Consider the following 18,987-nt stretch of genomic DNA (forward strand, 5'->3'; position numbering starts at 1 on the left):
CGCCCTTGTTAAAGGAACCTCAAACCATTGGTGTGTTTGTCAAGAGCGATTGCGGGTACCTCCACTACAAAAAAGAGAGAAGAAAAAAACTTCAGGTCACTTTTTCATAGAAGTTTTGACACTACCTGCAAATATCAATAAATTTAGTATAAGGGAAATTTTAATGGAATAAAATTACTTTTAATAGATTTATCAATAAAAAAAAAAGAACCGTAAAGGCAAATGACTTTACAATCCTTTTTTTAGTTTCTTATATTTTATTTTTTTGAATGGTGAAGTCTACCTCTTGATAATAACTATTCTTCACCAAAATATTGGGACCAAGACATTTGACCGCTGGGCAATGACAACTTAATTCCTTGGCTACAGAGGATTCTTGCCATACTTGATAAGCATTTAATAGATTGGTAGTTTGGATATTGCCTAATGGCGGGGTATCACCGAAATCTGTCACAATAATATCACCGTTAAAAATATTCACATTCAATCGCGAACGGCCATCCGGGTCATTTCTGACGGTAACATTTTTACTTTTATACAAACGTTGTAAAAGAGCTTGATCCTCTTGAATATCGCTGCAAGCATAAAATGGAAGCGTCCCAAACAACATCCAGACCTTCTCATCTCTTACATCCAGTAAGTGATGTATTGCTTCTCGAATTTCACTTAGTGATAAGGTTTCAAGATTGCTAGCAAAGTCACTTGGGTACATGGAAAGTAATGAATCTTGCATCCCGGATGATGCAGTCATACCAGCAAATCCACTGTCATACATAGGGTGAATCTCATGCCTTTTGCATCCCATCTCCTCAACAACCTGCTTATGTATTTTTTCTATGTGAGGTACTGTCCTGTTATTTAACATTGTCTCAGCAGATACTAAAACTCCCATATCAGATAGAGCCTTTGAGTTACTTATCATCCTGTCAAACAATGCTTTCCTCTGTTCCCTAGTAGGCTTTCTTTCCATCATAGCAAAGCCTGTATCTATAAACTCATCTTCTGTTACCCAATTATGAGAGATATGTAATACATCTAAATAAGGAGCTATGAGCTTATATCTGTCTATGTCTAATGTTAGGTTAGAGTTTATCTGAGTATAAATGCCTCTCTCATTAGCATATTTTAATAAAGGCAGTACATAGTTTTCTACTGACTTTAAGGACATCATAGGCTCTCCACCTGTAATGCTCATAGTCCTCAATGTAGAAACCTCATCTAATCTTTGTAGTAAAAGCTCTAGAGGTAATGCCTCAGAGTCCTTAGTTACAAGAGTATGCCCCACAGCACAGTGAGCACATCTCATATTACAGAGATGAGTGGTAGTAAATTCTATACTTGATAGAGTTGTTTTTCCATACTTCTCTACATCTAGATAAGCCTCCCATGCATCATTTTGGGGAGTGCTTTTAGGTTTGGTTACTTGTCTATTCATATCAATTACTCCTATCTTATTCATAACTTATTATTATGAGCAGTTAGAATAACTTATGTCAATACAAAACATCTTTATACACAGATTGTAATAAAACTCTCATCCTTTTAGACAATAAGGAAGCAATAGCTTTATATAGATATCCCTTGATATTGAAGAAAAAGGAAGTGTAAGTAATACTCAAAAGAGGTGAAAGCGTGGTAAAAAAATGTAGTTTTTAGATATAAATGTACATTTATCTTTGTTAGGTTTGTTGGGAAATGGGCCGATAGAGTACATGTTTTATACTATTAAAGTGGGGGTATTCTCTTTATATAGTCGTCTTTGTTCGTTTATATCCTTGTCTTCTCCTACGCATAATTATTATATTGTTATCAGTTGTTTCATGTGTCATCAATAAAGCATGCATTAGCTGACTATTCTTTTAATTCTATTAGTATCTCGAAAGACTTCTCGCCGTTACTGTCACTGCGCTCCTTCCAGTAATAAACCTTGTGGATAACTTCGTGAAGTAGTTTATTTGTCTTAACTAGGTCTGTAGTATCCATCGAAAGTATCTGCTCTATTTTGCGCTTGGTCTGTTTCTTACGGTCTACTTCGGCTTTTACACTTGCTCCCTCCATGTTTCTTAGCTCTTGCGTTACTAATAACTGCTTAACTCTAATAGCTTTAATTTCGCTTATAGCTTCATAGTCCGAATAGATCCCCATTCTATGCCCGTTCTGTACACACTTCTTTTGCTCTTCTAGCTGCGCAAATCGGTTATCTAGTACTTGTTGCTTCGATTCTACTGAGTCTATGAACCTATTAGCTCCGGAAAGTACTACTTCTATTTCCTCGTCTATCTTTTCTAACTGTATCCGTAGCTGTTGAAAGAGTGCGTCTTCTATCCTACTGGCTTTTACGCCGTTATTAGAGCAGCGTACAGCAGTCTCGCTCTTAGTTTTCTGTGACTTGGACGCATAGCAATTTAATACGTATAGCTCTCGCTCGGCCTTATTGAGCGTATTTCTAGCTGAGCGCTTATTATACTTCATACAAAAAGATAGTGTCTGTCCGCATTTAGGACACACAAGCAGCCCCGAGAGAGCATATACGCCCCTATGTAAAGTCTGTGGCACTTTCCTATTTTGCTCTCTTATTACCTGCGCTTTATTAAATGTATTCTCGTCTATAATAGCTGCATGTGCGTCTATTACGTGAATAGGCTCTACGCCTTCAAGCTCATAGTGAACGATACCTCTGTACGCTACGTTACCTAGGATTAGCGATATAGCTCTAATTGTGAAAGGGCGGTCCTCTTTCTTCCCTTGCTTTCTCGTCATTTGTCCAATTAAAGTTAACTGTTCGCAAATCTCGGCTTGGTTCATGCCCTTATTTACGTACATATCGAAAATTGATTTTACAACATTGGATTCTTTCGTATTAGGTACGAGCTTCTTAGTAGTAGAGTCTTTGTTGTATCCGTACGGAGCTATACCAAACCAAACGCCCGTTTTTATTGCTTGTATACGTCCTCTACGTAGTTTACGCTTGGTCATAAGCAAAAAGTGATTATCCATTTCCGATTGTATGCCCGATAAGAAAAGGTCGTCGTCATTTAAGAAATTATAGGCCTTGTTTAGCGTAAATAACATTAAGCCCTCAGCCCTCATAAAGCGTACGAATATCCCGAAGTCTGTTCTATCTCTCGTGAGTCGGTCTTGGTCGGTAACTAGCACTCCGTCGTATATGTTACACTTTAGCTCTCGTAGCATGCGCTGTAATTCGGGTCTGTTCCAATCCTCTGAGCTTCCTTCCTCGGAAAATACTTCATAGTCCATATTGTTTGCTGCTGCATAATTGGTTAATAGCTCGGTCTGTTTTTCAATCTCGATAGCGGCTGCATCTTTTAACCTTGATTTCCTAACATAGATTGCTACTAGTTTTTTTGGAGTCTCAGTTTTCACTTTGCGCTCCCCCTCTATACCTTATATACGTAATTATAACAGTATTTTGGTAAGGAGTAAGATTTATAACTTTAGATACGTGGAGTGAATTTCATATCTCTGACATAGTATTTCATTGACAGTCTTAAGATGGATTTTTTCTAATTTTAGAAGTTTGCGTTGGTAAGCATCGTTTCAGCAGATACCATCACCCCTGCTAGTACCATTTCCCAGCTATTATCTATTCCTATTGATCAAAAAATAGGCTTCCCATGGATCATATGAAGGGGTAATTTTTTTCAATGTCGACATAATATCTCCTTAAAATCAGTCTTCAAAAAACCTCTCTATTATAGCTGATTTCCGGATGTTTTTGCTATTTTCAACCATTACAAAAGTTTATGAATAAAAAAATATAATTATTCTAAGCTTGTTTGATGAAAAATTTCCCTATAAATACATAACTCCCCCCTTTTCGATAAAAAATAAAGGGATATTATTTAATCGGATTGGCGGGAATATCAATATGGAAATGCAGCCTTTAGGAGAAGCAGAGAAACTTGCCCTTAAAAAGATGAAAATCTTTCGGCAAAGCATACTTCGCTATATTTTACGTGCGATGCTTGCAAGTATGTTTATTGGTTTTGGTGTCATTGTAGCCTTTAAAACAGGAAACTTCTTCTATATTGTTGATAACCCTCTCGCTTATCCAATGGCAGCACTAACCTTTGGGGCAGCGATCATTTTAATTGCCTATGGCGGTGGAGATTTGTTTACAGGAAATACCTTTTATTACACCTATGCCGCGCTTCGTAAGAAGATGAACTGGACAGATGTCTTTAAGCTTTGGGTTTGCAGTTACGGAGGAAATATTCTTGGAGCTGCCGTGTTTGCTTTCATTATTTTTACAACAGGACTTTATGAAAGTTCAGAAGTTAACGGCTTTTTACTTCATGTTGTCGAGATAAAAATGCAGGTCCCAACGACGGAGTTATTTTTTCGGGCCATTCTCTGTAATTGGCTTGTCTGTATGGCCTTCTTTCTGCCTATGGGCTTGAAGGGGGATGGACCGAAGATGTTTACGATGATGCTGTTTGTCTTTTGTTTCTTTATTTCTGGATATGAACACAGCATCGCTAATATGTGTACGTTTGCAATTGCCTTAGTTTTAAATCATCCTGGAACTATTTCTTGGGGCGGTGTCATCCACAATTTAGTACCTGTCACGATTGGAAATATGATTGGAGGCGCTGTTTTTATGGCCATGATGTACTATTATGCAAACAAGCCATTTTTAGATGATTACGACAAAGAACAGGGCAGCTAAGCTTCAATAAGCCCTGTTCGCTTTATTTTAAGATGGATATCGACAAATTCCCGGGGAAATATCAACAAGATCAGAGAGTAATCGACAACTATTATGAATATTCTAAAAATAAAAACAATTGTAATCACCATCTTAATAAGTACATCTTAAGCATATTTAAAAAGCACACATCAGGTGAAATTCATTGATGTGTGCCTTTTCTTATTTCTTTTTGCTAATAAAATATACGTAGGCTTTAATCATAAAATAACTTACTTCCTCTGGAAGCAGGTCCTTGATCGGTTTTAAGCGTTCTCGGCCGGCTTCTGCCAATGCCTTTTCCAAAAGCGGCATATATTCGGGAGGTATATACTTCGTAAAATCAACCTCTAAACCATGTTGTGCACTTTGAAGCAGATGATTTTCTACCGTGCTTACCGCTAAATCACGCTTCTCGGCAATCTCCTCAATTGATAAATTTTCCTGATGCAGTTTTAATGTTTCCAAATGCGAATCAGTTACCCCAGTTTTCTTGGCAGGTTTCTTTGGGGCTTTTTCAACATGTGCCAATTCACTCTGATAGTCTGAATTGGTTTCGGAGAAGGACCTGATCGCTTGAATAAATTCTAGACCATATTTTTTTAACTTCAGTTCCCCTACGCCGCTCACCTGTAAAAATTCTTCCGTCGTTTTTGGCAGCATCGCACACATATCCTTTAAGGAGGCATCAGAAAAAATCACGAACGGCGGTACTTTCTCAGTTTCCGCAATTTGCTTCCGTACCTCTCTTAATACCTCAAATAATGGGTCATCTTTGGCTACCTGTTTCACTTGAACAGTTTCGCGGCGATGGACCTGCTGCTTACCTAAGAGGATATCTTTTCCTTTTGGTGAGACGAACAAGGTTGGAAATTGCCCTTGTTCGATTCCTATTAACTCCTGTGATATCAAAAACTCAATGAAGTCACTGACATCCTTTGAGCTTCTATCCTTCATGATTCCATAGGTTGGCAGCCTGTCGAAATTCATCTCTGTTACCTTTTTATTTTTCGACCCCGTTAATACTTGGGCCGTGATTGTCTTTCCAAAACGCTGCCCCATACGAATCACGCAGGACATCACCATTTGTGCTTCCTTCGTTACATCGATGCTTGTCCTAGTATCTAGGCAGTTTCCGCATCTGCCGCAAGGCTCTGTCTCTGTTTCACCAAAGTACTTTAAAATAAATTCCTGCAGGCAGTTTTCTGTATGGCAATAATCAACCATTAGCTGAAGTTTTTCTAATTCTTGAGTCATTCGGCTTCGATCACTGGACTGATCAATCAAAAAACGTTGTATTTGCACATCTTGTGAGGAATGGAGAAGAATACATTCGCTCTTCAATCCATCCCTGCCGGCACGGCCTGCTTCTTGATAATAACTCTCCATGTTTTTGGGCTGCTGGAAGTGGATCACATAGCGGATATTGGATTTGTCGATCCCCATACCAAATGCAGAGGTCGCAACCATCACCGTTGCATCATCTGCTAAGAAACGTTCCTGCTCCCGGTTCCGCTCCACATCACCCATCCCAGCATGATAACGTGCAGCTTTTATATTCGCTTTTATAAGTCGTTCATAGAGTTGATCGACATTCTTGCGGGTGGCTGCATAGATAATGCCTGCTTCTTTATCATTCCTTTTTAGATAGTCTTTAATAAACTTATCCCGATCTTGACCCTTAATAACCGTAAAAGATAAATTTTCCCGCTCAAATCCTGTAATAATCGTATTCTCTTCATTAATGCCTAATAAATCGCAAATATCTTCTCGAACCTTTGGTGTGGCTGTAGCAGTAAGAGCTAATACTATGGGTCTTTGTGGAAGGCTATTAATTAACTCTTGAATATGGCGGTAGCTTGGACGGAAATCATGGCCCCATTGCGAGATACAGTGGGCCTCGTCCACTGCAACCAATGGTATATCCATGCTGTATAGGTCTTCAAGGAAATCATGTGATTCCAATCGTTCAGGTGCGAGATATAATAGCTTGTATCTTCCTTGCACGGCTTCTTGCATGCGCTTATTTGCTTCTCCGTAACTTAAAGAGCTATTGATAAATGTCGCGGGAATACCAACTTGAATGAGGGCATCTACCTGGTCCTTCATTAAAGAAATTAGTGGGGAAATAACAATCGTGGTACCCGGTAAAACAAGTGCAGGAATCTGATAACAAATGGATTTCCCACCACCGGTTGGCATGACAGTAATTGTATTATTGCCAGATAAAACGGACCGAATGGCCTGCTCTTGGCCTGTCCTAAAGGAGCTATAACCGAAGTGGGACTCTAGTAAAGGCAGTGCTTTTTCAAACAAACTTGTTCCTCCTTTCATTTATTAATCTAACTCTATTATACTGCTAGCCATTCGATTTTCAAAAAGCAATTATCCGTAAAAATAACGCTTAGGTTTCTAAGCGCATTTTTTATGGTTGGTTTATTTTTCAGTCTTACCCTCTTTTATGGCATCTATCAATAAATCCAACTTCTCATTTCTTTGTTGGTCTAATTTAGTTTTTTCATTCATGAACCTTATTGTTCGGATAATGAAATAAATACTAAAGCCCAGAATAGCTAAATACAATAAAATTGGAATTATAGCAAACAGTCCAAAAAAATTCGTACCTTCCATCACGTAAACCTCCCCTTTCTAATTACATTTATACATTGCTATTTTTATATTGTATTGACTATTACCACTATTAACAAGAAAGACTGCCAAAATTCCCCTTGGCAGTCAGTTTTTATTTTTAAATTAAGATATTCCTCATGATTTCGTCCTTATGTTCGTTCTTTTGCGGAGGCGGGGCAATGGATTCCTGCTCTAGGTCACTGTGCATCTTTACCTGATAGTCTCCCCAGGATGAAGCAAAGACGAGTTCTTTTTCTCGGAAGTAGGGGTTAGTGTTTAATTCCCCTATTTCAAGAACAGGGGTCATGCAGCAGTCGACCTTTTGGGCGAATTCAATCCACTCATAGAAGGTTTTACTTTTTAATAACTTAGTGAGTTCCTGAAAAATAGGGTTACCATCTTCTGCGGCAGAAAAATGTTCTCCAATCCATTCTTCACGACCATGGGCCCGGCAAAAATTAGACCAAAACTTTGGTTCGAGCGCGCCAATGCTCATAAACCTCTCATCACTTGTTTCATATAATGCATAAGAAACAATGCTTCCGTTAAGAACATTAATGCCTGTTTCTGCCCCAGTTTCTTTTTCAACCATCACATGGTTCCCTAATAACGACACAAGTTGGTCTGTAATAGAGATAGAATGATAGCTTCCTTTTCCGGTTAAAGTTCTCGAAACAAGTCCGGCTAAAATCCGTTCATTGGCAGCATAACCGCCTAAATAATCTCCTAAAGTGATCGATGGATGGACAGGTTTGCCGGCTTTGTCCTTGAACTGGGACAATACTCCACTTAACGCCATATAATTGATGTCATGATTACCCAGTTTACTTAATAACCCTCTCTGTCCATAGCCAGATATCGAGCAGTAGATAATATCCGGCTTTACTTTTTGAACCGCCTCATATCCTAAACCAAGCTTCTCCATTACCCCTGGTCTGAAGCTTTCGATGACGACATCGGCTTGAGAGATTAATTTACAAGCGATGTCGTATCCCTCTTTTTCCTTTAAGTTAAGGATGATACTTTTCTTCTGACGGTTGTTAGCTAGAAAAACGAAGCCGTCCCGCTGTTTTGAAATCCCTGTATGCCGTGCAGGATCCCCTTCGGGCGGCTCCACTTTAATGATATCTGCACCCAGTTCAGCAAGACGTAATGTGGCGAAAGGACCTGGCAAGTAGTTCGTAAAATCAATAACTTTAATACCTTTTAACATAGTAAGGACCCTCTTTTACGATTTTGTAGTGCCTGGAGTATAAAGCTCCTCCAATTGTTTTCTTAAAACGAATTTCATTATCTTACCACTGGCATTTCTCGGCAAAGCCTCACAAAATACATATTTTCGCGGACGTTTATAATTCGCGAGCTGGTCTGAGTTTTTGCAGTATTCATCCAGTTCCTGCTCCGTGACCTTTGGATCTTTTTTGACAACAAACGCCGTAACCGTCTCGCCCCAGCGGTCATTCGGCTGGCCAACAATTGCCACATCCAGGACACCAGTGTGGGCATGTAAAACGTCCTCCACTTCCCTTGGATAAATATTTTCACCGCCGCTTATAATCATGTCATCGACACGGTCATTGACATAAAGATACCCCTCGTCATCAAGATAACCGATATCACCGGAATGGTACCAACCTTTATACAATGCTTTCTCCGTCGCTTCTTCGCGGTTGAAATAACCAACCATCATACATGGCCCTTGTACAATAATCTCTCCGGTCTCACCGACTGGTACAACATCATCAGGATTGGATGGCCCGTCTTCTCTTGTTCGAACTACCCGAATGTCATGGCTTAAGGCTGCTTGCCCTGCTGAACCTGCTTTCCTCAGTTGATCAGTCTCCGATAGGAAGGTGATAGCGGGGCCCATTTCAGTCATTCCATAGGCTTGAATCAATGAGATTCCTAGATTGTCATGGAGCGCATGAACAAGTGCTGGTGCCATGGGTGCCGCACCATATAATCCAAGCTGGAGACTGGACAGGTCATACTGACTTAGGTCCTCTTGAAGGAGCATATTCCACATGGTTGGTGCTGCAAAGAATTTTGTGATTTTTTCTCTTTCAATTAATGGAAGGATTGCTTTTGGATTGAATTGATGCAGAATGACATTGCTTGCTCCTGCATGAATCCTTGGCAGAAAGGCGCAATGTAGTTCAGCACAATGGAACATCGGTGCAGTGACAAGACCTACATCTTCTGCTCTAAGTTTGCATGATGCAATACAGAATACACTTTGGTCGACCATATTACGGTGGGTATGCATGACTCCTTTTGGCCTTCCCGTTGTCCCGCTCGTATAAATAAAGGCATAAAGATCGGTTTCTTTCACGTCCGTATGAATGTTCTCAGTGGAAGCCGCTGCCAGTTTTTCCTGGTAGCTTTGTGCGTACTTTGGTGCTTGTTCATCTATAAACCAAAAGGAGGTTTTCTCAAAGCGATTGGCAATCGCTGATATGACAGGCTCTAAGGCCTTTTCAAAAATAACGGCCTTTGGAGTAGCATCTGAAAGAATATAGGCAACTTCTTCTGACGGTAAGCGGAAATTAATCGGATTGAAGATAGCACCGATTTTTGCACAAGCGAAAAAAGCTGTCCCTAATTCTTCGGTATTAAACATGAAGGTAGAGACACGGTCGCCTTTTTTCACCCCTTCTTTTAAGAGGGCATTCGCGAGTCGATTCACCTGCTCGTTCCATTCCCTATACGTATAGCGGACATTTTTCCTAACATCGTAAATAGCTTGTTTGTTCGGATACTTTTTCACCGTCAAATCAAAGATTTTACCAATCGTTGTCGTCATTGAATTGCCTCCGTTACCGAATTTATTTTGGTTTATCAGCTATTCTACTGGTCTTTCAGCGAATTTTACTGGTCAATCGGCGAATTTTACTGGTCTTTCAGCGAATTTTGCTGGTCAATCGGCGAATTTTCCTCTCCAATCGGCGAATTTTACTGTTCTATCAGCGAATCTGCATAATGCTTAAACTAAACGCTCAATAATCGTGGCATTGGCCATCCCATGACCTTCACACATAGTTTGCAATCCGTAGCGCCCGCCAGTTCGCTCCAATTCATGCATCATCGTCACCATTAGACGTGCACCGCTACCTCCTAATGGATGTCCGAGGGCTATCGCACCGCCATTGGGATTTAGTTTCGCAGGGTCTGCACCTGTCTCTTTCAGCCAAGCAAGTGGAACAGGGGCGAAAGCTTCATTAACTTCAAACACATCAATATCATCAATGGATAAGCCGGACTTTTCTAGTGCCTTTTGTGTAGCTGGAATCGGTCCTGTCAGCATCAAAGTGGGATCTGAACCGACCACCACGCGTGTGTGAACACGAAAGCGCGGTTTCAATCCAAGTTCGTCTGCTTTCTCACGGGACATGAGCAGTACCGCCGCTGCCCCGTCACTTATTTGGCTTGAATTACCTGCATGAATCACGCCATCTTCTTTAAAAGAGGTACGAAGTCCAGCCAATGCCTCTAAAGATGTTCCTTTTCTCGGACCAGAATCATCCTTGATAACGGTGGAGGTTCCATCTGGAAGCTTTACCTCAATCGGGAAAATCTCCCTTGAAAAATGCCCCTCTTCCTGTGCCTTTAGTGCTTTTTGATGGCTTTCGAGGGAAAATCGATCAAGTACCTCACGGGTAAACCCATATTTTTCTGATATCCGCTCGGCTGATAGTCCTTGATGGATCATTTCATACTTCGACCTTAAATTAGGACTAAAAGGCTCCTCAGCCCCTTTGTAGTTGGAACCCATTGGAACACGCGACATGCTTTCCACACCTCCGGCTATTACCACATCCATATCACCGGCCAAGATTGCTTGTGCAGCAAAATGTACGGCCTGTTGACTTGAGCCACATTGACGGTCAATGGTTGTTCCCGGGACTTCAATCGGGAAGCCGGCGATTAACGCGGCCACTCTGGCAATGTCACCTGCTTGCTCGCCCGCTTGGGTCACACATCCCCAAATGACATCGTCTACAAGCGCCGGGTCGATCCCCACTCGATTAACTAGTTCCTTTAACGTTAACCCTGATAAATCATCCGGACGGATATCTTTTAGGACGCCATTTCTTCTTCCAACTGGTGTACGGACACCTTCCACAATTACTACTTCACGCATCTTAATCTCCCTCTCTATAATCCTAGATTTTTGGCAATAATGGTTTTCATTATTTCGTTAGTTCCAGCGTAAATGCTAGAAACGGGTATATCACGGAATCTTCTCGCAATCTCGTATTCTTCCATATATCCATAACCGCCATGAAGCTGCATGCATTCTGCGGCAACTCTTTTTGCGGTTTCGGTTAGTTTCCATTTAGCCATTGAGACTTTGGTAACAACGTTTTTCCCTCCAATATGCTCTGCTATTAACTGATCCAAAAAGGCTCTGCCCATTTCAATTTCTGTAGCCATTTCCACAATTTTAAATTGGGTGTTTTGGAATTGGCTGACCGGTTTTCCAAACGCTTCCCTGCTTTTTACATAGTCAATCGTCATTTTCAGCATTACTTCCGACGCCGTTTGCGCTCCAATCGCGACAAGGAGTCTTTCCTGTTGGAGTTTTTCCATTAAATAAAGAAATCCTTTGCCTTCCTCTCCGAGAAGGTTTTCCTTCGGGACACGGCAATCTTCAAAGATTAATTCCGCTGTATCCTGGGAGTGGAGACCGACTTTGTTTAACTTTCTCCCTCGTGAAAATCCAGGTGCACCTCTTTCAATGACGAGGAGACTAACTCCTTTATGCATTGGCACTGCATTTAGGTCCGTTTTAACGGCGACAACAATGAGATCAGATTGGATTCCATTGGTAATGAAGGTCTTTTGACCATTCACAATATAATGGTCACCGTCAAGTTTGGCCGTTGTTTTGATGTTTGCTAGATCAGAGCCTGTGCCTGGTTCCGTCATGGCAATCGCGGTAATGATTTCACCTGTCACACATTTCGGGAGCCAGCGCTGCTTTTGTTCTTCTGTCCCATAAGAAGTAATGTAGGGGACGACAATATCATTATGGAGTCCTATTCCAACTAACCCTGATCCCACCCGTTCCAGCTCTTCATTAATGACCACCGCGAATCCCCAGTCGACCTCACTGCCGCCGTACTTTTCATCGATATCAGGGCAAAGAAACCCCTGTTCGCCCATCTTCTTCCAGAAAGAGCGCGGAATCATCCGGTCCTCCTCCCACTTCTGATACATGGGATATGCTTCTTTGTCCAAAAACTTTCGCAATGACTTACGAAATATTTCATGATCTTCATTTAAGTAGGGATGTTTCATATACAAATACCTCTCTTTCTGATTGATAGCGTTTACATTTTTATAAAAAGTACTCCGGGTTTATTGAGGAAATTACTATATTTTTACGTAAACTTAGACTTTTTTACACAATTATGCTTTATTAGACGTAAACTCGGGGTTATTTTACAAATCACGGATGAATTTATACAATAATTGGAATTATTTCCCTCGTATACCTCTAAATCGTTACATTTCTCATCCTCTCACGCAGTTGATATTTTAGGACTTTCCCAGACGCGTTCCGCGGCAGCTCCTTTTCGATAAAGATCCGCCTAGGAACCTTATAGCCTGCTAATTTTTGACGGCAGAAACTCTTTAATTCCAGTTCATCAATTTCTGTACCTTCCTTCGGAACAATAATGGCACAGACTGCCTCCCCCCATACCTCATCAGGCAAGCCTATAATGGCAGCGTCGAGGACATTTGGATGTTCAAAAAGAACCGATTCCACTTCAACAGAGTATACATTTTCACCACCTGAGATAATCATGTCTTTTTTACGATCGACTAACGTGATATACCCTTCTTCATCAATCGTCGCTAAGTCTCCGGTATAGAGCCAGCCATTTTTCAACGTACTCTTCGTTTCCTCCGTTTTTTTATAATACTCCTTCATCACCATGTCACTGCGAACGATAAATTCGCCAATCACTCCAGGCAATACATCCTTGCCTTCTTCATTGATAACCCTTGTTTCTGTTAAGAAAATGGGTTTCCCACCTTTACCAAGATGGAGTTTGTGACCTTCCGGATCGAGGAGAATTCCGCCTGGACCCGCCTCTGTCAAGCCGCACAAGTTATAAAACTGCTCGGTTTTAAAGAGTTGAATACTCTTTTTGACCAGTTCCGGTGCCATTGGCGCGGCCCCGTAGCCGACTCTCTTTATAGAAGATAAATCATAATCCGCTGCATTGGGTACTTGAAGAAGAAAATTATACATAGCTGGAACGGCAAAAAGGTGGGTGATTTTATGTTCTTGAATCGCTTGGAGTGTTTTGACTGGATGAAAATCTCGATGGATAATATGTGTGGCACCAAGTGCTACACCTGAAATAAGAAATAGGTTTAATTGGGCTGAGTGAAAAAGTGGAGCGAGATGGAGAATTCGTTCATGTTGCCTAATCCCCATGTTGATAACGACAGCAATTCCTACTTTAAAAATTTGACTATGATCAAACAGGGCACCTTTCGGACGTCCTGTTGTCCCCGAAGTGTACAAGATTTCTAAATCGTCTTGCTCAGAAACTTCCACATCCGGTTCCATGTCGTTTTCCGATAAAATTCCTTGATAAGAATAGTTGCCTGTTATTTCTGGTTCCCCGACCGTAATGACTAATCGCACATCCGTGTCTTGTTTTGCCGCCGCAATGATAGGTTCGAACTCCTTATCACACACAACTAAAGACGTATCGGATTGGTCTAAAATGTAGTGAACCTCAGAAGCAGTGAGGCGGAAGTTAATCGGGACGGCAATGGCACCAATTTTTGCAGCAGCAAAAAAGGTAAATACAAAGTGATCCGAATTCTTCATCATCAATGCTAGTTTATCTCCTTTATTGACCCCCTGCTTCAATAGGCCGTTAGCAAGTTGATTTACTTCCTCATTAAATTGGCGATATGTATAACTTCGCCCCTCACATTCAATCGCTAGTAATTCAGGGAACTTGCGGGCATTTTGGGCTAGTAAGCTTCCGATATTCATAAATGAATCCCCCTTTTAAATGACTACTCTAGTATTTATGCAATATTTATGCCAATATACTAGAAATCATGTTGTAGTTCTGTAGTCCTGAACAAGCGTCAAATTCCCATAACGAGATGGGTATCTTCCAAACACAGTGGACAATTTACTGTCCATTTTCTGGACACTCTTCTTCCTATGTTGGCAGTTTATATTTTTTTATTTTTTCATATAAACCAGATCGGCTGATTCCTAGTAATCTGGCGGCTTGAACCTTATTTCCTTGGACCTGGACGAGTGCCATTTTAATTGCTTCAAGTTCAGCGTTTTCAACTAATGATATATTTTGAGAAGGATCTATCATAGAGACCTGCTTCACTAAATAATCAGGAAGATCCTCTAGCATGATTTTCCCATTTTCAGCAAAGGTCATAGCCCGTTCCATCACGTTCCGTAGTTCGCGAACATTTCCTGGCCACGGATAACTTAGCATTGCTTCTCTTGCCCTGTAATCCATTCCCGTAATGCTGGTGCCTAAAATTTGATTTAATTCAATCATAAACCGCTCAATTAAATGATCTGTATCATACAGTCGATCGCGAAGTGGCGGGACAAATAATGAAATGACATTGAGACGATAATATAAATCCTCTCGAAACAGGCCCTCTTTGACCATTTCTTCCAGGTTCCGATTGGTGGCAGCAATGATACGGACATCCACTTGAATTCTTACCGTTCCACCAACCCGATAGAATTCACGTTCTTGAAGCACGCGGAGCAGTTTGGCTTGTAATGAGAGAGACATATCGCCAACCTCATCAAGAAATAAGGTTCCCCCATTAGCCAAATCAAACTTTCCAAGTTTGCCTTTTTGCCTTGCACCTGTAAAGGCACCTTGGTCATAACCAAAAAACTCCGATTCTAACAATTCTTCTGGAATTGCTGCACAATTTACGACAATAAACTTTCCTGTACTTCTTGCACTACTATTATGAATCGCTTGTGCAAACAACTCTTTACCCGTGCCACTTTCTCCACGAATAAGAATAGTAGACCTGCCCTTTGCTGCTTTGGCCGCACTTTTCTTCAGTTTTTCCATATAGGGATCAACTGTTAAAAGGTGCTCCCAGGTATATCTAGCAGACTCCGACTTTTGAAATTGCTGATGGTAAAAGCTCGCCTTATTTTCCGCTTTCTGTAGCTTTTTAAATAATTCACTGACCTCTTTTAATTGTCTAAATACTATTTTCCCAATCGCTCCTATGACTTTTCCATCCTCTAAGATAGGTATTCGATGGACCATATATTTAATGCCATTAATCTCTAGAAAACCACTCACTTCAGCTGTTTCAGTTTGATAGACCTTATCGAGATGAAGGGTCGGCAATACTTTGGCAACTGGTTTGTAGAGAACGCATGCTGGTTGAAGATTAAATAATTCGAGTAGAGGAGGACTGACCATCTGGATGTTTTTATTTTCATCCGTCATGACAATTCCGTCATAAGCATGGTCTAACGCAGTTTCTAATGTCCTTTTTAAGGTTTTTACTCTGTTTAATTCTTGTGAGGTTTGCAACAAGGACATGACCATATCTGTTTTTGTGAGGATTCCTACAACATGGTTCTGATGATCCACAACTACTCCGGTGCCCACCTGGCTGTTTTTTACAATTTTTTCGATACTTTCATAGGGAGTGTCAATCGGCAGTGTTTCAACTTGTTCTTTAATATAAGTTTTGATAGGGGTGGATAGGGGCACCTCTTCTAGAACCATTTGAAATAATCCGCTTCGCGTAAAGACGCCAGCTAGTTTTCCATTCGTGTCTATAACTGGAAGCAAGTTCCACTTCTTGTTATTCATTAAACGGATAGCTTCACATAGTGTTGTATCCTCGGTAACCATGCAGTCGACAGACGTAATCAACTCGTTAAATTGGACCATGTCATCCCCCCTTTTCTTCATATCTTTATTGTAACAAAAGCAAGAGATATTTTTGAATATTTAAATAATATCTATTTTTAATGGAAACTTTTAGGCTCGTGAGTCGTAAATAAATAAGAGGAATTTATTCGAGGAGTGAGATTATGAGCCAAAAAGGCTGTATTAAATGTGGCAGCAAAGATACTGGAACAAAAGATGTAGCCATGACAGGGACGGGTCTATCAAAGATGTTTGATCTCCAACACAACACGTTTACGGTTGTCTTTTGCAAGAACTGTGGATACTCAGAGTTTTACAACAAAAAAACATCCACTGCTTCAAATATCATTGACCTATTCTTTGGAGGTTGATGAATGAAAGGGGATTCCAATTGGAATTCCCCTTGTTACCAACATTTATTTGGGCTGCATTCTTATTGCCCCATCCAGCCGGATTGTTTCTCCATTTAACATCGGATTTTCGAAGATGCTTTGAACGAGCTGCGCGTATTCACTTGGATATCCTAACCTTGATGGGAATGGCACCATTTTTCCGAGCGAATCTTTCGCTTCTTCCGGCAGGGTATCAAACATCGGTGTGTGGAATAAACCAGGAGCAATCGTCATGACTCGAATCCCATAGCGAGCCAGCTCTCTTGCTATTGGCAGGGTCATTCCGACAATTCCACCTTTAGAAGCACTGTAAGCTGCCTGGCCAATTTGCCCGTCAAAGGCGGCAATGGATGCAGTATTAATAATCACACCTCTTTCACCTTGTTCATTCACCTTATTACCGGCCATTACTTCCGCCGCAATCCGAATTACATTAAATGAACCGATTAAATTTACATGAATGACTTTTGAAAAAAGTGAAAGATTATGTACACCATTTCTGCCAATCACCTTCTCCGCCATACCAATTCCAGCACAGTTCACCACAGTATTTACACTGCCCATATAATCCGCTGCTTGATGAACAGCCTCTTGAATGTCCTCTTCTTTCGTGACATCAGCCTTTATAAACAATACGGCTTCCCCTAATTCATTTTGGAGCCGTACACCATTTTCCCCAGATTGATCAATAATAACTGCCTTTCCTCCATTTTGAACAATTTTTCGAATCGTCGCCTCTCCCAGCCCTGAAGCCCCTCCTGTAACGATGGCCCGACATGTATTGATTTGCATATAGTAACCCCCTAAAAAGAATAATATTTTATTATTTTGCAAGTATTGTGCCAAAGCGGGTTTCTAGCCACATGTGCAAAAGTTAACCGCATTAATGTTTGTTGTTTGGACAGATACGCCTGCAAAGTGTGCAAATCCTGTACATGTACTACTTTATTTAGAAGAAAAGAGAATCTATAAAAATAATAAAAGGTCAGTCCTCATCAAAATGAGGTCCTGACCTTTTTCTTTGCCACAACGTCTGCTCGTAAGCCAGATTGCTTCTTTCTTTCCATGAATATAACTAAGACGATGGCCGCTAGGAGAAAAAGACTCGCAATCCGAAAAATGGATGCTGTACTAACAAATTGGGCTGTTACACCAAAAATAATCCCGCTTAAACCCAAGCCCAAATCAATGGATGAGAAAATCATCCCGTTCGCCACACCTCGTCGATGAGATGGGGTCATGAGTAATGCCCAAGATTGCAGTGTAGGTATCAAGCAGCCAAATCCTAAACCAAATAAGGCACCCGAGATGGCGATAAGCAAGTTGGAATGGGCAAATGAAAGGACCCACATCCCAACAAACGTAGAGAATGTACAGAACAAAACAAGACCGATGGGACCTTTTTCATCAAACCATCTTCCGGCAAATGGTCTTCCCAATGTTGCCAATATCGCGTTGAAAATATAAAACAAAAAGATTTGTTCAATGCCGCGCTCTACACCAAAAATAACAATAAAAGTCACAACTGAGCCATATCCTAAATTGATAATAATGGTGATAAAGGCTGGAAACAAGCTTGATTTTTCAACTGAAGAACCAATATATGAAAACTTCAAATCTTCTTTACGTGTATTTATCACTGCTTGAGGAGTTTGATAGCGTACAGCTGTAAGCAGGATAATTGAAACAGCCCCTAATATCGCCGATATAAAAATAAGATTTCCAAAAGTAGTCAGATTGTAAATGAAGATTCCTAGACTAGGAGCAATAATGTATGCAATGGTCATGGAGAGCCCGAAGTAACCCATCCCTTCCCCCAGCCGCGAATTGGGGATTGCATCTACCGCTGCGGTTCCATTAACTGTTGTTGACCACCCCCATGCAAGACCATGGAAGAAGCGGAATAACAGAAAAACCACAACAATCTGTGAAATAGGATAAAGAATTGTGACCAGGAAGAGCATCAAGGCTCCTATTATAACAAACGACTTTCTTGGCTTATATTCAAGCAAAAAGCCGATAAATGGCCGGCTTATCACCGCGCCAATTGAAAATAATCCTGTCACTAAGCCAATCTCTAGCCCTGAAGCCCCTATTGATTTTATATATGGCGGCAGAGTAGGAATGAGCATTTGAAATGACAAAAATACAAAAAGATTTCCCACCATGAGCATGATAAACGACTTCGTCCACAAACGCTCTTTCAAACCGTCCCCTCCCTTCATCCCAACAAGTTAATTCACATAATTATATTTACTTCGCATTACTAAATAATAGCACAGATACTGGAAAAAGAATACGAGCTTTCTGGAAAAACATTGAAACAAAAATC

The 18,987-nt window shown here is 40.7% G+C and carries 14 protein-coding genes; 2 read left to right on the plus strand and 12 right to left on the minus strand.

Annotated elements, in window-relative coordinates:
* Positions 1–250: 250 nt before the first annotated feature.
* Both yfkAB and ACE198_RS15915 read right to left on the minus strand, forming a co-directional pair.
* Positions 251–1,435, minus strand: a complete 1,185-nt coding sequence (yfkAB, locus tag ACE198_RS15910; protein WP_375376202.1) for a radical SAM/CxCxxxxC motif protein YfkAB — start codon at positions 1,433–1,435, stop codon at positions 251–253.
* Between the two features lie 416 nt (positions 1,436–1,851).
* On the minus strand, positions 1,852–3,384 hold the full coding sequence (locus tag ACE198_RS15915) for a recombinase family protein (RefSeq protein ID WP_098575762.1): 1,533 nt from the start codon (positions 3,382–3,384) through the stop codon (positions 1,852–1,854).
* A gap of 505 nt (positions 3,385–3,889) precedes the next feature.
* On the opposite strand from ACE198_RS15915, the gene ACE198_RS15920 reads away from it, so the two are divergent.
* Positions 3,890–4,690 (plus strand): formate/nitrite transporter family protein, encoded by an 801-nt coding sequence (locus tag ACE198_RS15920; protein ID WP_251459304.1) that lies wholly within the window; start codon positions 3,890–3,892, stop codon positions 4,688–4,690.
* 201 nt (positions 4,691–4,891) lie between these two features.
* Here ACE198_RS15920 and recQ read toward each other — a convergent pair whose 3' ends face one another.
* From recQ to ACE198_RS15960, 8 genes are all read right to left on the minus strand, one after another.
* Positions 4,892–7,024, minus strand: coding sequence for a DNA helicase RecQ (gene recQ, locus ACE198_RS15925; RefSeq protein ID WP_375376203.1), 2,133 nt, complete (start codon positions 7,022–7,024; stop codon positions 4,892–4,894).
* A gap of 120 nt (positions 7,025–7,144) precedes the next feature.
* On the minus strand, positions 7,145–7,339 hold the full coding sequence (locus tag ACE198_RS15930) for a hypothetical protein (protein WP_375376204.1): 195 nt from the start codon (positions 7,337–7,339) through the stop codon (positions 7,145–7,147).
* 118 nt (positions 7,340–7,457) lie between these two features.
* Positions 7,458–8,552: a CaiB/BaiF CoA transferase family protein gene (locus ACE198_RS15935; RefSeq protein ID WP_375376205.1), complete on the minus strand. Its 1,095-nt coding sequence runs from the start codon at positions 8,550–8,552 to the stop codon at positions 7,458–7,460.
* Positions 8,553–8,567: 15 nt separating this feature from the next.
* The gene (locus ACE198_RS15940) at positions 8,568–10,142 is read right to left on the minus strand and encodes a fatty acid--CoA ligase (RefSeq protein WP_375376206.1); all 1,575 of its coding nucleotides are present in this window, start codon (positions 10,140–10,142) and stop codon (positions 8,568–8,570) included.
* 180 nt (positions 10,143–10,322) lie between these two features.
* On the minus strand, positions 10,323–11,480 hold the full coding sequence (locus tag ACE198_RS15945) for a thiolase family protein (protein ID WP_375376207.1): 1,158 nt from the start codon (positions 11,478–11,480) through the stop codon (positions 10,323–10,325).
* Between the two features lie 14 nt (positions 11,481–11,494).
* Entirely contained in the window at positions 11,495–12,640 is a 1,146-nt protein-coding gene (locus ACE198_RS15950; protein ID WP_375376208.1) for an acyl-CoA dehydrogenase family protein, read from the minus strand.
* A 199-nt stretch (positions 12,641–12,839) separates the two neighbouring features.
* A complete protein-coding gene (locus ACE198_RS15955; RefSeq protein WP_375376209.1) occupies positions 12,840–14,363 on the minus strand; it encodes a long-chain-fatty-acid--CoA ligase in 1,524 nt (507 codons plus the stop codon).
* A gap of 175 nt (positions 14,364–14,538) precedes the next feature.
* Positions 14,539–16,284, minus strand: a complete 1,746-nt coding sequence (locus ACE198_RS15960) for a sigma 54-interacting transcriptional regulator (RefSeq protein WP_375376210.1) — start codon at positions 16,282–16,284, stop codon at positions 14,539–14,541.
* A gap of 143 nt (positions 16,285–16,427) precedes the next feature.
* On the opposite strand from ACE198_RS15960, the gene ACE198_RS15965 reads away from it, so the two are divergent.
* Entirely contained in the window at positions 16,428–16,634 is a 207-nt protein-coding gene (locus ACE198_RS15965) for a zinc ribbon domain-containing protein (protein ID WP_375376211.1), read from the plus strand.
* 45 nt (positions 16,635–16,679) lie between these two features.
* Here ACE198_RS15965 and ACE198_RS15970 read toward each other — a convergent pair whose 3' ends face one another.
* Together ACE198_RS15970 and ACE198_RS15975 are read right to left on the minus strand one after the other, a co-directional pair.
* Entirely contained in the window at positions 16,680–17,447 is a 768-nt protein-coding gene (locus tag ACE198_RS15970) for a 3-hydroxyacyl-CoA dehydrogenase (protein WP_375376212.1), read from the minus strand.
* A gap of 203 nt (positions 17,448–17,650) precedes the next feature.
* Positions 17,651–18,862, minus strand: a complete 1,212-nt coding sequence (locus ACE198_RS15975) for an MFS transporter (RefSeq protein ID WP_375376213.1) — start codon at positions 18,860–18,862, stop codon at positions 17,651–17,653.
* Between the last annotated feature and the right edge of the window lie 125 nt (positions 18,863–18,987).

It is taken from the genome of Neobacillus sp. KR4-4 (genome assembly GCF_042136325.1).
Classification (GTDB): Bacteria; Bacillota; Bacilli; order Bacillales; family Cytobacillaceae; genus Neobacillus.